Source organism: Aquabacter sp. (genome assembly GCF_965279295.1).
Lineage (GTDB): Bacteria > Pseudomonadota > Alphaproteobacteria > Rhizobiales > Xanthobacteraceae > Aquabacter.
Window position 1 is genome coordinate 278,695 of the sequence record NZ_CBDIHQ010000013.1, and the last position, 14,032, is coordinate 292,726.

A 14,032-nucleotide genomic window follows, 5' to 3' on the forward strand; every position below is an offset into this window, starting at 1 on the left:
GGCCATCCTTATACGTCTCGACTTAGGCGCCTGCGACGCCCTCGCCGACCAGCTTCTGCGGGTCGACCACGCGATCGAAGGTGGCCTCGTCCACCTTGCCGGATTTGAGCGCGGCTTCCTTCAGTGTCGATCCGTCGGCATTGGCCGCCTCGGCGATATGGGCCGCGTTGTCGTAGCCGATCACCGGAGAGAGCGCGGTCACGAGCATCAGGGACTGATCCACGGATGCATCGATCCGCTTGCGGTTCAATTCCGTACCCTCGACAGAATAGGTCCGCATCTTCTCGCACATGTCGCCCAGAATACGCGCCATATGCAGCACGTTGTTGATGATGATCGGGCGCATGGCATTGAGTTCGAAATTGCCCTGGCTGCCGGCGAAGGCGACCGCATTGTCCTCGCCGATCACCTGGATACAGACCATGACCATGGCCTCGCACTGGGTCGGGTTGACCTTGCCGGGCATGATCGAGGAACCGGGCTCGTTCTGCGGAAGCAGCAGTTCGCCCAGGCCGCAGCGCGGGCCCGAGGCCAGCCACCGCATGTCATTGGCGATCTTCATGAGTGACACCGCCAGTCCGCGCAGAGCCGCGGAGGTGGCGACAATCGCATCGAGCGAACCCTGCGCGGCGAACTTGTTCGGGGCGGTGATGAAGGGCTTGCCGGTCAGTTCGGCGATCGTCTGCGCAATGTCCTGGCCAAAGCCCTTCGGCGCGTTGATGCCGGTGCCCACCGCCGTGCCGCCCGCAGCGAGCTTATAAAGGCCGGTCTTGGACGCCACCACATTGGCGAGGGCATCGCGCACCTGGACGGCATAGCCCGACCATTCCTGCCCGACCGTCAGCGGCACCGCGTCCTGCAGGTGGGTGCGGCCGGTCTTGACCACATGCATCCACTCGCTCGCCTTCGCCTCGATGGCAGCGGCGAAGGCCTCGGCCTGCGGAATCAGCACATTGTCCAACTCGAACACGGTCGCGATATGCATCGCAGTCGGGAAGGTGTCGTTGGAGGACTGCCCCATGTTGACGTGATCGTTGGGATGGACCGGCGTCTGCGTGCCGAGTGTCCCACCCAGAAGCTGGATCGAACGGTTCGAGAGCACCTCGTTGACGTTCATGTTGGACTGGGTGCCTGAACCGGTCTGCCAGACATACAGCGGATAATTCTCGTCCAGCTTGCCAGCGATGGTCTCTTCCGCAGACTGGATGATGGCCTGGGCGCGCCACTCCGCGAGCCGTCCGGCCTTGGAGTTCACGATGGCCGCAGCTTTCTTCACATACCCGTAGGCGTGATAGACCTCCTTCGGCATTTTATCGTTGCCGATGGAAAAATGCAGAAGCGAGCGCTGCGTCTGCGCGCCCCAATAGCGATCGGCCGGCACCATGACAGTACCCATGGAGTCGAACTCTTGGCGCTCCCCCGTCGCATCCAGGCCGATCGGCACATTCTTTAGCACCGGAATGGGCGTGTTATCCGTCGCATGGCTTCCAGTGGGGGGCGTTACAGAAGTGCTCATTTCAATGCCTTTCGAGACTTAATATACCGGGCCAAGGCCAAGTTGCGGCTTCCCTAGGATTTCCGCACAACGCAGGTAATGTTGCGCATCTTCAATCCCGGGGGAAAGAGAGAAATTTCAATTTTACGGCTCCCTAACCTCTTGATGCTATGATTTAAATGTCATAGTCGCGGTTGAGGTGGGCCGGTTACATATTGCACCGATTAAGCTTGGGCGATTGTTCATGCTGCGCTGCAACTTTATGATTGTGGGACCCATTCTGTTTTGACGGGGGCGGCATTGTGAATGCGAATGAAGCTGGCGCGGTTGCGCTCATTGCCGATGTCGCCAGTGTTCTGCATTCCAATGGACAGGAAACCGAGGAGACGATCCGCGCTGTGGGGCGCCTGGGAGGCCGATTGGGATCGCCTCTGTGGGTATCGCCCAACTGGGGCCTCCTGTTTCTGGGCCGCGAAGACGGGTCGGACCAAACGCCCCCTTCCCGCATGATGGCCGTCACGCCGGATGCCGTTGCCATCAATAGGGTGGTCGCGACCAGCCTCGCGGTCGAGGCGGTGATCGATGGCCGAATCGGAATCGCGGAGGCTGCGCGGGACGTCGCCGCAGCGCAGACGCTGCCCCCCTATTCGGATACGGTGTTCGCAGCAGCCTGCGCCGCCGGTGCGGCGGCGCTCTCCATCACGTTCGGCGTTGAGCATATCCTGTCGGTTGTGTTGATATTTGTCAGCGCCGGCGCCGGCGGCTATCTGCGGCGTTTCATCGGCCGCAGGGGTGGCAACGGGTTCGCACAGGCCTTCGCGGCTGCCCTCCTCGCGGGGATCATCGGTGCGATCGCGGTGCGGGCCGACCTAAGCTCGGAGCTGCGCCTCATCGCCGTCTGCCCGTGCATGGTGCTCGTCCCCGGACCGTTTCTCCTCAATGGCGCGCTCGATCTGTTGGGCAACCGGATGCCCATTGGCATGTCGCGGCTTGCGTTTGCAGCGACCCTGCTGACCGCCATCAGCGCGGGCCTCCTGACCGGGCTGATCGTCTGCGGCGTCGACCTTCCGCCGGCCCCCGCCGGCCGGGACGTCGCCTTGTGGTCGATCGTCCTCGCCGCGGGGGCGGCGGCCGCGTGTTACAGCATCTTCTTCTCCATGCCGCTGCGACTGCTCGGATGGCCGATCATCACTGCCATCGCCGCCGATGCGGCGCGCTGGCTTGTCATGGGCCAGTTCGGCGTGGGGCCGATCGTCGGGGCAGGGGTGGCGGGACTGGTGGCGGGGCTGATCCTGACGCCCGTGGCCCGGCGCTACCACATCCCTTTCGCGGGCATCGGCTTTGCGTCCGTGGTCTCCCTCATGCCGGGCGTGTTCGTGTTCAGAATGTTCGCGGGCATCCTGGCCCTGCAGCATGCGACGCCCGCCGACATGCTTCCTCTTCTGGAGGGGACGGTGACGGACGGCCTGACGGCCATCCTGGTAATCGCCACCATGACCGTCGCGATCGTCGTGCCGAAGCACGCTTATGACGCCTACCAGAAATGGGACAACGCAAGGAGCGCAGGATGAGCGCTCCCGCCGCTTCCCCCACCGCCGCTGCAGGTCCCGATCAGGCCCTGTTCCCGGCCATGCTCGGCTTCCTCGCGGGGCTTGTGGATGTGACGAGCTGGCTGCTGCTTGGCGGACTTTTCACCGCGCATATCACGGGAAACCTGGTGGTGATCGCGGCCAATGTGTTCGACGGCCGGGCGCTGCATGCGGCACAGGTGGTGGCCGTGCCGGTCTTCATCTTCTTCGTGGCCTGCATCGGCATGGGCGTCCGCCGATCCGGCATCGATGTCCGCCGGATGGAATTTCTCCTGCTCGGGCTTCAGACCCTGCTGCTGGCGGCGGGGGCGATTATGGCGATCTGGATCATGCCGTCGCGCGCGCCACAGGGCTGGGGGGCGGGCCTCGTGGCCATGCTGGCGGTGGCCGCCATGGCGACCCAGAACACGCTGCTCCATCTCAGCCGGGCCCATGCGCCGACCACCGCCGTGATGACCGGCAATATCGTCGAATGCACGCTAGCCCTGGTCGCCATGGCGACGCGGACCGGCAAAGACGCGGACTATTCCATTGCCCGTGCCCAGTGGCGGGCCACCTGGCCCATTGCCGTGGGCTTTCTGTCCGGGTGCGTGATCGGCTCGCTGTCCGCAATGCTGCTGGCGGACGGAACCTGGTTCGTGGCGACGGCGGTTTCCGCCGCGATCTGGGCGTGGCAGGTTCGCAGATGAACGGGATTGGCCTCGGCATAGGCCGAAGCCGGAGAGGGGCAGCAACATGATCCGATGCGTGCGAATGTGGACGGGACCGGACGGCAATTCCCTGTTCGAAGAGGGTGAAGTGACCCTGACAGAAGGCGCGCGCGGGGACTTCGTCGGGCTCCCCGTGAGTGCCAAGTACATCTCCTTCCAGGAGACCCAGTCCGGTGGCTCCTATGAGTGGCATCAGGATCCGGTGCCACGCTACGTCCTCACCCTTGCCGGCACGCTCGAGTTCGAGACCAAGTCCGGCGCGACCTTCATCATCAAGCCGGGCGACGTGCTGCTGGCCCAGGACAACACCGGCTCGGGCCACAAATGGCGGCTCATCGGCGATGAGCCCTGGCGCCGTGCCTATGTGGTCTACGAAGAGGGACAGGACCTGCGCTTCACCCCGACCCCCAGCAAGGAAACGGCTGTATGACGACCCCCTCTTCCTCTCATACCGACGTGGTCCTGATCGGCGCCGGCATCATGAGCTCGACGCTCGGCACCGTGCTCAAGGAACTGAACCCGTCCTACAGCATGATGATGTTCGAGCGGCTGGACGACTGCGCGCAGGAAAGCTCGGAGGCTTGGAACAATGCCGGCACCGGGCACGCGGCCAATTGCGAACTGAACTACACGCCCCAGCGCCCCGACGGCACGGTGGATATTTCCAAGGCGCTGGAGGTCAACACCGAGTTCGACCTTTCACGCCAGCTCTGGGCCTATCTGGTGACCAAGGGCGCGATCCCCGACCCGAGGGCCTTCATCCATCCTTGCCCGCACATGAGCATGGTGTGGGGCACTGAGAACGTCGCCTTCCTCAAGGCGCGCTTCGAGGCGATGTCGGCTCACCACTGCTATCACGGCATGGAATATACCGAGGACGGCGCGGAGATCGATAAGTGGGCGCCCCTCACCATGGAGGGCCGCGACCCGAGCCAGCCGGTTGCCGCGACGCGCATCATCACCGGCACGGACGTGGATTATGGCTCACTGACCCATCTCCTCGTCGCCCATCTCAAGGCCCAGCCCGGCTTCGACCTGCATTATGGCACCCAGGTCGAAGGGCTCGACCGCCAGCCGGACGGCCGCTGGCTCGTCACCTTCAAGGATACCAAGGGCGGCGAACGCCAGTCGGTCTCCGCCGGCTTCGTCTTTATCGGCGCGGGCGGGGCGTCCATCGATCTGCTTCAGAAGTCGGACATTCCCGAGGGCAAGGGATATGGCGGCTTCCCGGTCAGCGGCATCTGGCTGCGCTGCGACGTGGACGCCGTCACGACGCGGCACCATGCCAAGGTCTATGGCAAGGCGTCCACCGGCTCGCCGCCCATGTCGGTGCCGCATCTGGACACGCGGGTGATCGGCGGGAAGACCTCCCTCCTGTTCGGCCCCTACGCCGGCTTCTCCACCAAGTTCCTGAAGCACGGTTCGCTGACAGACCTGTTCGGCTCGATCACCCTGGACAACATCGTGCCGCTTCTCGACGTGGCCAGGCACAACGTCGCGCTCACGGAGTATCTGATCGGCCAGGTGCTCCAGACCCACCACCACCAGTTCGAGATGCTCAAGGCGTTCTTCCCGAACGCCAAGCCAGCGGACTGGAAGGAGGCCGTGGCCGGGCAGCGGGTGCAGGTTATCAAGCCCTACAAGGACGGCGGCGGATATCTCGAATTCGGCACCGAAATCGTGCCCGCGGCAGACAAGTCTCTGGTCGCGCTGCTCGGCGCCTCCCCCGGCGCATCCACGGCGGCGTTCATCACCATGGAGGTGCTGCGCGCCTGCTTTGCCGACAAGCTCACCGACGATGCCTGGCTGCCGGCCCTCAAGCGCATCATCCCGACCTATGGCATCGACCTCACCAAGGATGGCGACGCCTGCCGCGCGACCCGCGCTGCGACCGCGCCCATTCTCAAGATCGATAACATCTGATCTGAACCGCCGGCCACCTCTGTAAAGAGGCGGCCCGCGGTGATGGATCAAGGCGCGGCCGCACCCAACGCCCTGAAATCGGATGACCGTGCATTTTCTGCTGGATGGGCCTGAAGACGCTCAGTTCACTCTCCTGCTGGCCCATGGCGCCGGTGCTCCCATGGATTCCCGCGCCATGGCTGCATCGACGACCGCGTTGGCGGAAGCAGGCTTCCGCGTTGCGCGTTTCGAATTCGATTACATGGCGGCCCGACGGCAAGGCGCCCGCAAGCCGCCACCGCGCGCGGAAACCCTCAATCCCGCGTTTGTCGCTGCCGTCGATGCTCTGAATGCCGCCACCCCGCTCATTATCGGCGGCAAATCGATGGGGGGCCGGGTCGCCAGCATGGTGGCCGACGACCTCTTCTCCTTAGGGAAAATATCCGGCCTCCTGTGCCTGGGTTATCCCTTTCATCCCCCAGCCAAGCCTGACCAGCTACGGACCGGGCATCTCCTCCATCTCAAGACCCCAGCCCTTATCGTGCAAGGCACGAGAGACGCGTTCGGGACGCGCGAGGAAGCCGTGTCGTTCAAGCTGTCCGCGGCGATTGAGTTTCTGTGGCTTGAGGACGGCGACCACGATCTGAAGCCGTGAAAAAGCATCTCCGGGTTTTCAGCCGCCGACCACCTGCACACCATGGCGCAAGCCGTTTCGACCTGGGCTGCGCGGATCACGCCGTGACGGCCACCGATGAAGATCGCGAGCTTCAACGTGAACGGTGTACCTCCAGACAGCTGAAGCCATCCGACGAGAATTCAGAACTGTCTAACAAGCGATCACGGACGGGCGGCAGGCGTTTTTGACGCGCTTACTTTTGCCGCAGGAAACAGTATTTTCCGCCGTCCGCCAGGAAATACTTTCCTTTATCGAGCAGGGCCAGCCGCGCAATCTTGACGCGTGCCCGTCGCAACGCGCCACCGTCGAGTTCTATATGCGTGTCATTGCCTGTATCGCAACGCTCCATAATCTCTGGCTGGTTGCGCTTTCCGCCTTGGTTTGCATCGGTGGCGGTGTCGTTGCATTCGCTCTGTTCCGACGGGCGGTGCAGCGGCGCGGGGTCCAAAGGTCGGGCTGGATCTTCCTCGGCGCGATCGCCGCTGGTTGCTCGGTCTGGTGTACGCACTTCATCGCCATGCTGGCCTATGAGGTGAACGCGCCGGTCCACTATGATCCGATTCTCACCATGATTTCGCTGCTGATCGTGATCGCAGGCAGCGCCGCAACCTTCCATCTCGCAGCCACGCCGGGTCGCCTCAAGGCGATTGCCGCCGGCGCATTGCTCGGCCTGTTCATTGCCGCGATGCACTACACGGGAATGATGGCCTACCACGTCGAGGGCCTCATCCGATGGGAGATGGGCTACGTCGCGGCGTCGGTCGCCCTGTCCATGGTGTTCGGCGCGCTTGCCATGCTTCTGGCAACCGACGGGCGCCTGCCCCTGGCTGTTGGGCTGTTCGTCGCTGCGGTGGTGTCCCTTCACTTCACGGGCATGACGGCCGTGTCGGTCCTGCCCATGGCGGCCGGAGGGTCGCTCGGCGACCCTGCTGAAGTGGCTTCCATGGCGGTCGCCGTTGCCGGCGTGGCGATGCTGATCGTCGGCACCGGGGTGGTCAGCCAGATGATCGATGCAGACGTCTCCGAGAAGAATCTCGACGTGCTCCGGCAAATGGCCCTGAACGACGCGCTGACCGGGCTGCCGAACCGCACCAGCTTCCTGAACCACCTGAACCAGCAGCTGGCACGCCCCCGGCAAGCCGGAGCAAAGGTCGCGGTGATTGGCGTCGACCTCGATAAGTTCAAGGAGATCAACGATATCAGGGGCCATGAAGCCGGCGACCAGGCGCTCAGGGCCATCGCTGACGGCCTCTGCGCCACACTGAAGGACGGTGAGTTCGTCGCGCGCATCGGCGGCGATGAATTCGCCGCGGTGAAGTGCTTCACGCAGCAAAAGGACCTGACCGACTTCCTCGCGCGGCTGGAGACTGTGTTCTTCACGCCTATCGTGAGCGATGGGTTCGAGGCGGTTCCCGGCGCCAGCATCGGCGTGTCCATTCACCCGCAGGATGGCGACACCGCGGCCCGCCTCATCAGCAATGCGGATCTCGCCATGTATCGCGTGAAGTCCGACCTTTCGCGGGCGGTGTGCTTCTATGAACCGGAGATGGACGAGACCGCCCGCGCCCGCCGCGACCTCGCGATGGACCTCAAGCGGGCCATTGAACGCAACCAGCTGTCCCTCCATTTTCAGGTGCAGACCGACGTCGCCAAACGCGAAGTGCTGGGCTATGAGGCCCTGCTGCGCTGGAACCATCCCGAGCGCGGCTATATCCCGCCGGTGGAATTCATCGCGCTGGCGGAGGAAACCGGCACCATCATTCCAATCGGCGAGTGGGTCCTGCGCGAGGCTTGCAGGGAAGCGGCTTCGTGGGGAAACGCCGACAAGATCGCGGTGAACCTGTCCGCCGTGCAGATCGCCCATAGCGACCTGCCGGAGATCGTTGAACGGGTGCTGTCCGAGACCGGGCTGAAGGCCGACCGGCTTGAGCTGGAAATCACCGAAACCGCCATCATCCAGGACAAGGTGCGCACCCTCAGTGCCCTGCGGCAGATCAAGGCCCTGGGTGCCACCATCGCCATCGACGACTTCGGCACCGGCTATTCCTCGCTGGAAACCCTGCGCTCCTTCCCATTCGACCGCATCAAGCTCGACCGCTCGTTCATCAGCGACGTCGAGCACAGCGCACCGGACCGGGCGATCATCCGCGCTGTTCTGGCACTCGGGAAAAGCCTCCACATCAGCGTGCTGGCAGAAGGGGTGGAGACCCGCGAGCAGTTGCAATTGCTCCAGTCGGAGGGCTGCAACGAGATCCAAGGCTATCTTCTCGGCCGCCCGAACCCGCCGCCTCCCCTCGGCTTCAAGATGGGCGTGATCGAACCGCTACCGACGTAACGCCACACGGCAACCTCCCCGAGGACAGCGATGCGTCCGCCTCAGGGAGGAGCGGGAACAGGCATGCGACGTCAGGCCTGGAATGCCCTTTAGACCTTCGCCGCCACGGTCTCCATTTCAACCAGCCATTCTGGCATGGCGAGGCGGGAGACCACGACCCAGGTCGAGGCGGGCACATGCCCAGGGCTGAGGTATTTCTTGCGATGCGGCGTCAGAAATTTTCGCCCTTCCGGATCGGTCGAATAGACATTCAAGCGGACGATGTCTTCCGGACCCATTCCAGCATCGGCGAGAATGGCCAACGTGTTCTGCCAGATCTGATCGTGCTGGGCTTCGAAGCCCTCCGCCAGCGTCCCGTCAGGGCGCATCCCCACCTGGCCGGCGATATAGAGCCAGCGTGCATTCGGCGGCACTTCAACGCTGTGGCTGTACATTGCCGCGGGCGGCGCGATACCGGCTGGATTGTTCGTTTTCAGCACGAGACGTCCTCCTCCATATTCTTTGCAGCGAAGCTTAAATTCAAACACACACGCTTCAGTTTCCGGATGTTAGAGCATTTTCAAGCGAAGTGGGTTCCGGTTCGCGTGAAGAAAATGCGTAAAAACAAAAACCTAGAGCATTTTCGGTGAACCGGGGTTCATCGAAAATGCTCTAGCGATCTGCGCTCCTGGTGCGAGGCGGCGTGTCCGGTTCAGGTGGACCTGAACCTTTCACAATGGTCGTCTTAAGTCCGGCAGCCCATGACGGCTCCAGGCACGATAGGGCTTCCATACGCGTCGGATGGACAACAGCTTAGGCGCCATGCCCGATTGCATCGAGGCCGGCCATCGCGGCGTCGGGGATCGTGAGATCGGCCGCGGCGAGGTTCTCGGCCAGATGCGCCGGCGACGAGGTGCCCGGGATCAGCAGGATGTTGGGCGAGCGGCGCAGCAGCCAGGCGAGAGCGACCTGGAGGGGCGTCGCGCCGAGGTCGGCCGCGACCTGGTTCAAGACCTCCGACTGGAGGGGCGAAAAGCCGCCGATGGGGAAGAAGGGCACATAGGCGACCCCGTCCGCCGCCAGTTGGTCGATAAACGCATCGTCCATCCTATGGGCGAGATTGTACTGGTTCTGCACGCAAACGATCGGGGTGATCGCGCGGCCTTGCGCATACTGGGCGGGTGTCACGTTGCTGAGCCCGATGTGCCGGACCAGGCCCTGTCTCTGGAGTTCGGCGAGGGCCGTCAGGGGCGCCTCGATCGAGCCTTCGGCCGGGCCATGGACGTCGAACATGACACGCAGATTGACCACGTCGAGAACTTGAAGATCCAGATTCCTGAGGTTGTCGTGGACGGCCCGTGTCAGGTCTTCCGCGGAGAAGGCGGGCCGCCATTCCGCGTTCGGCCCCCGGACAGCGCCAATCTTGGTCACGATGAGGAGATCCGAGGCGTAGGGGTGAAGGGCCTCCCGGATCAGCTGGTTTGTGATGTGCGGGCCGTAGAAGTCGCTGGTGTCGATGTGGTTGACGCCGGCGTCCGACGCGGCGCGCAGCACGGCCAAAGCGGCGGCGCGGTCCCTGGGCGGGCCGAACACCCCAGGCCCCGCAAGCTGCATGGCGCCGTACCCCATGCGGTTCACGGTCCGGCCGGCGAAGGCGTAAGTCGATGTCGTCATGGCGGTCTCCCTTGGAAGGACGCAGATCTAGACCTTGCCGCGCTGCATGATAATCGCCCACAATCCGAACGGCCTGTACGGATTGGCGGACAATGGCGCATCATTTGGCGGATGTGAACGCCTTCCTGGCGGTGGTTGGCAACACCGGTCTCGTCCTCGATTGTGATGAACATCACCCCCTTTGCGGAGCCAGGCGGCTGGCGCACAAGTACAAGGCCTGCAACCTCCACCCATCGACGGTCTCGTGCTGCCGTAGCCTCAGCGCTGGTTATAATGCGGCGGCTTTTGAGGCTCGAGCAGAGGAATGTGACGGGGTGATCGCGTAGGGTCAACGCCAGCACATCGACCTTCATGAACTTCAAGATGTCGATGTCGTCCTTACCCCCCTCTTCCCCGGTCGTTCCTCCGCCTTGGTGGTTTCTTGCATGGTCCACCACATCAGTTAACGCCGGCCGAGAAAGTGCGGGGTCCACCTGATCGGTTCTGCTCTGGTGGGCGTCGTTAGGGTATGCGCTAGGTGTCTTGTTCATGCTTGGCCACCTTCCTGTTGGAAACGGTAGTGCGAACCATGCGAGCTGGCTCTTGCCGTCCGGGCCGATACCGGGCTCAGAGGGCGAACGAGTGGCTGGAATTATTCTGTATCGCGCGATACATAATGTGTGCATAAATGCCCGGCTGCGGGGGGATGCAAACATGGGTGGGATGAAACGTGGCTAGGCCGAGAGAATTCGACACGAGCCAGGCCCTGCAAGCCGCCGTCATGTGTTTCTGGGAGCAGGGGTATGAGGCGACGTCTATGCGAGACCTGACGGACCGCATGGGCATTAGTGGGCCTAGCCTTTATGCCGCGTTTGGTCACAAGCGCAGCCTATTTACACAAGCGCTGGAGCTTTATTTTCGGACCTTCACTTGTGATCGTATCGCTCGGCTCGAGGCAGCGCTTCCGGCTCGCGCCCGCGCCGGCGCGTTCCTCGCCGAGGTCATTGAAAATTCCACGCGGGATATACAACAGCGCGGATGCCTTCTTGTTAACACAGCGGTCGAGGTCGCACCGCACGACGCCAAAATAAGCGAAATTGTCCGCGCTCACCTCGATCAGGTCCGTGCGTTCTTCGAGCGCAGCCTCGTTGCTGCCCGTTCTTCTGGAGCCATTCCGCCGGATGTTGATTGCGTACAGGCTGCCGATCATTTGATGGCTGTCCTGCTTGGAATTCGCGTTCTGGCGCGCACCAAGCTGCTTCAAGAGCAGCTCACCGGCATCGCCACAGCAGCGCTGGCTCCCTTAACGCTAGGTGACACGGTCGTCTACCAAGGCGATGTCGTCATCAAAACCTCAATGAATCAAGGAATGTTCAATTAAGGGAAGTCGCTATGACGATGAAGCTCGATTCCGGCCAAATGTTTCCGAGTATTCCGTTATCCCTCGTGTCCGGCGGTCAGGCTGATGCGGCAGAGATGTCGGGCTGGCGCATGCTGGTCGTCTATCGCGGCAAGCATTGCCCGCTTTGCAAGAGGTACTTCCAGACGCTCGACAGTATGTCTGACGAATTCAAAGCTCTAGGCGTTTCCATACTCGCTGTTTCGGCTGATACGAAGGAGAAGGCCGAAGCGGATGTTGCCGAGCAGCGCTGGCGCTTTCCGGTAGGCTACGGCCTCACGCTCAATCAGATGCGGGCGCTTGGGCTTTATGTCTCAGAGCCGCGCTCGCCGCAGGAGACCGACCGCCCGTTCGCCGAACCTGGATTGTTCGTGGTTGATCCGGACGGCAAGGCGCACATCATCGAAATATCCAACGCGCCATTTGCTCGGCCTGATCTCACTGGCATCCTCAATGGAATAAAAATCATCCAGGAACGGAACTATCCGGTACGCGGCACCATGGCCTGAACAATAAGGTCAAGGGGATGCTATCGGAATATAGAGAATTATGCATCCATCGGGCCGCTAAAGCGAGTGTAATCGCTGCGGAAAGCCAAATTAGAAGCCCAATTAGGGGGAAAATAATGAGTAGCGACAGCGTGACTGCACAAGAGGTCGAAAACATCAGTAGAGAGAGCGGCTTCTTGGCGAAGCAGCTTTATGTGGTATTCACGACGCCCACCAATGGGATGGGCCCCGTAATGGCCGCTCTCCAGAGCCACCTCGACTACCAGCGGCATTTGGAGAAGGCAGGCCTCATGTTCGCGGCCGGTCCCCATTGGTCAGACGACGAGCAGCGGTGGGAGGGCGAGGGCATGGTGGTGGTGCGAGCATCGTCGCTATCCGAAGCCGACGCTATCGCGGCTGCCGACCCTATGCACGCGTGTGGCGCGCGCAGCTATCGGGTGCGCCCCTGGCTGGTGAATGAAGGCACACTTACGGTGAAGCTCGACTTTTCATCTGGCCGCTTTGCGCTCGACTAAAATCTGGCTGGCCTTACCAACTGTGCGTATTCCCGAAGAGTGATCTTTTCAAGGAATAGACCATGATTAAGGCATTCGTCTTCGATGCTTACGGAACTCTTTATGACGTGCAGTCTGTCATAGGCTCTGCCGAAGCTGCATTCCCCGGACGCGGCGCACTCATAAGCCAGATCTGGCGACTCAAGCAATTGGAGTATAGCTGGTTGCGATCAATGATGCGGGATTATCAGAATTTCGAATCTATTACGCGACACTCTCTCACTTACACACTCGATGTATTGGGTCAAAAGTCAGACGATAAAACGATCGATAAAATCGTCGAATCTTACAATAGGTTGATCCCATACCCGGACGCTGGTGGCGCTTTGGACGCACTCGGAGAATATAAAATAGCGATTTTGTCTAATGGAAGCCCGCAGATGCTTAACGCGTTGGTCGGGAAATCCACCCTGGCTCGCTACATAGATGTGGTCATCAGTGTGGACTCTAAGAAGGTATATAAGCCAGACCCGCGCGCCTATGAACTGGTCGAAGAGCATTTGGGTCTTTCGCCGAATGAAATAATATTTGTTTCGTCGAACGGCTTCGATGCGTGCGGCGCGAAGCATTTTGGGTTCCGTGTGGCGCAAATCAAGCGCACCCAAACGGACGAACCGCTCAAAATTGTTGACGGGCGCGCAGAGGTTTCGCCGATGGAAATGTTCAATGCGCTTCGCATGCAGCAAGAAAACCTCGGTTGCAAGCCCGACTTCGTGATCTCTTCTCTTGCAGGTCTCGCAAGCCTGCCTTCAATCATATCTCAGAACCGCGACTCTATATCTGCAATTGATCAATCAGGCGTGTATAGTATATCAAAGTGAGGCGGAGGCAAAATTTCGCAATGGAAGCAACGACATTTCTAAATAGAATAGACGCGAACGGATTTATCAGAAATTAGAAATGTCGACCAAGCACGGCTTGATATTTTCATATAAAATGGGAAAGGAGGCATACAAATGCCGAATATTACAATGCTCGACATCGAGGCGCTGCGGAAGACAAAGCTCGCTCCATATATCGACAAGTGTCTCTTGCACCGGGCGCCTGATCCCGGCTTCCACGCGATCATGGGGCACAATCTCGATCTGTGCGAGGCGATGTTCGTGGCTTGGGATGGTGTTTTTAACAAGGGGCGCATCCCGCACAAGCTAAAAGAAGTCATTCGGGTTCAACTGTCGCGGGCGGTATCTTGCACCTATTGAGGGAATGTTCGGTCTGCTTCGGCGAAGCG

Annotated in this window: 13 protein-coding genes and 2 pseudogenes; 11 read left to right on the forward strand and 4 right to left on the reverse strand. The window is 61.4% G+C overall.

The window, feature by feature from the left end:
- Nucleotides 1-22 precede the first annotated feature (22 nt).
- Complete coding sequence (gene fumC, locus ADADO0_RS08140; RefSeq protein WP_511304620.1) at nt 23-1,516, reverse strand: class II fumarate hydratase; 1,494 nt, start codon at nt 1,514-1,516, stop codon at nt 23-25.
- A 281-nt stretch (nt 1,517-1,797) separates the two neighbouring features.
- Here fumC and ADADO0_RS08145 point away from each other — a divergent pair, with 281 nt between their 5' ends.
- The 6 genes and pseudogenes from ADADO0_RS08145 to ADADO0_RS08170 all read left to right on the forward strand — a co-directional run bounded on the left by ADADO0_RS08145 (nt 1,798) and on the right by ADADO0_RS08170 (nt 8,707).
- Entirely contained in the window at nt 1,798-3,066 is a 1,269-nt protein-coding gene (locus ADADO0_RS08145) for a threonine/serine exporter family protein (RefSeq protein WP_511304621.1), read from the forward strand.
- Complete coding sequence (locus ADADO0_RS08150; protein WP_511304622.1) at nt 3,063-3,773, forward strand: DUF1275 family protein; 711 nt, start codon at nt 3,063-3,065, stop codon at nt 3,771-3,773. The genes ADADO0_RS08145 and ADADO0_RS08150 overlap by 4 nt, the downstream gene beginning before the upstream one ends.
- 64 nt (nt 3,774-3,837) lie before the next feature.
- Complete coding sequence (locus tag ADADO0_RS08155) at nt 3,838-4,224, forward strand: cupin domain-containing protein (protein ID WP_511304623.1); 387 nt, start codon at nt 3,838-3,840, stop codon at nt 4,222-4,224.
- Nucleotides 4,221-5,717: a malate dehydrogenase (quinone) gene (mqo, locus tag ADADO0_RS08160; RefSeq protein ID WP_511304624.1), complete on the forward strand. Its 1,497-nt coding sequence runs from the start codon at nt 4,221-4,223 to the stop codon at nt 5,715-5,717. Before ADADO0_RS08155 ends, mqo begins: the two co-directional genes overlap by 4 nt.
- A gap of 82 nt (nt 5,718-5,799) precedes the next feature.
- Nucleotides 5,800-6,438 (forward strand): annotated as a pseudogene (locus ADADO0_RS08165) (alpha/beta hydrolase family protein).
- Between the two features lie 250 nt (nt 6,439-6,688).
- The gene (locus ADADO0_RS08170) at nt 6,689-8,707 is read left to right on the forward strand and encodes a putative bifunctional diguanylate cyclase/phosphodiesterase (protein WP_511304625.1); all 2,019 of its coding nucleotides are present in this window, start codon (nt 6,689-6,691) and stop codon (nt 8,705-8,707) included.
- Nucleotides 8,708-8,796: 89 nt separating this feature from the next.
- Here ADADO0_RS08170 and ADADO0_RS08175 read toward each other — a convergent pair whose 3' ends face one another.
- The 3 genes and pseudogenes from ADADO0_RS08175 to ADADO0_RS08185 form a co-directional block, all read right to left on the reverse strand.
- On the reverse strand, nt 8,797-9,186 hold the full coding sequence (locus tag ADADO0_RS08175; protein ID WP_511304626.1) for a RidA family protein: 390 nt from the start codon (nt 9,184-9,186) through the stop codon (nt 8,797-8,799).
- A gap of 313 nt (nt 9,187-9,499) precedes the next feature.
- On the reverse strand, nt 9,500-10,360 hold the full coding sequence (locus tag ADADO0_RS08180) for an aldo/keto reductase family oxidoreductase (protein WP_511304627.1): 861 nt from the start codon (nt 10,358-10,360) through the stop codon (nt 9,500-9,502).
- Between the two features lie 134 nt (nt 10,361-10,494).
- Nucleotides 10,495-10,698: pseudogene (locus ADADO0_RS08185) on the reverse strand (OB-fold nucleic acid binding domain-containing protein); the annotation flags it as partial.
- A gap of 371 nt (nt 10,699-11,069) precedes the next feature.
- On the opposite strand from ADADO0_RS08185, the gene ADADO0_RS08190 reads away from it, so the two are divergent.
- The 5 genes from ADADO0_RS08190 (at nt 11,070) to ADADO0_RS08210 (ending at nt 14,003) form a co-directional block, all read left to right on the forward strand.
- A complete protein-coding gene (locus ADADO0_RS08190) occupies nt 11,070-11,720 on the forward strand; it encodes a TetR/AcrR family transcriptional regulator (RefSeq protein WP_511304628.1) in 651 nt (216 codons plus the stop codon).
- Nucleotides 11,721-11,731: 11 nt separating this feature from the next.
- Entirely contained in the window at nt 11,732-12,247 is a 516-nt protein-coding gene (locus ADADO0_RS08195; protein ID WP_511304629.1) for a redoxin domain-containing protein, read from the forward strand.
- 116 nt (nt 12,248-12,363) lie between these two features.
- On the forward strand, nt 12,364-12,762 hold the full coding sequence (locus ADADO0_RS08200) for a YciI family protein (protein WP_511304630.1): 399 nt from the start codon (nt 12,364-12,366) through the stop codon (nt 12,760-12,762).
- Between the two features lie 62 nt (nt 12,763-12,824).
- Nucleotides 12,825-13,622 carry a haloacid dehalogenase type II gene (locus tag ADADO0_RS08205; RefSeq protein ID WP_511304631.1) on the forward strand — a complete coding sequence of 266 codons (798 nt, stop codon included), beginning with the start codon at nt 12,825-12,827 and terminating at the stop codon, nt 13,620-13,622.
- Nucleotides 13,623-13,772: 150 nt separating this feature from the next.
- Nucleotides 13,773-14,003: a hypothetical protein gene (locus tag ADADO0_RS08210; protein ID WP_511304632.1), complete on the forward strand. Its 231-nt coding sequence runs from the start codon at nt 13,773-13,775 to the stop codon at nt 14,001-14,003.
- The last annotated feature ends 29 nt before the right edge of the window (nt 14,004-14,032 follow it).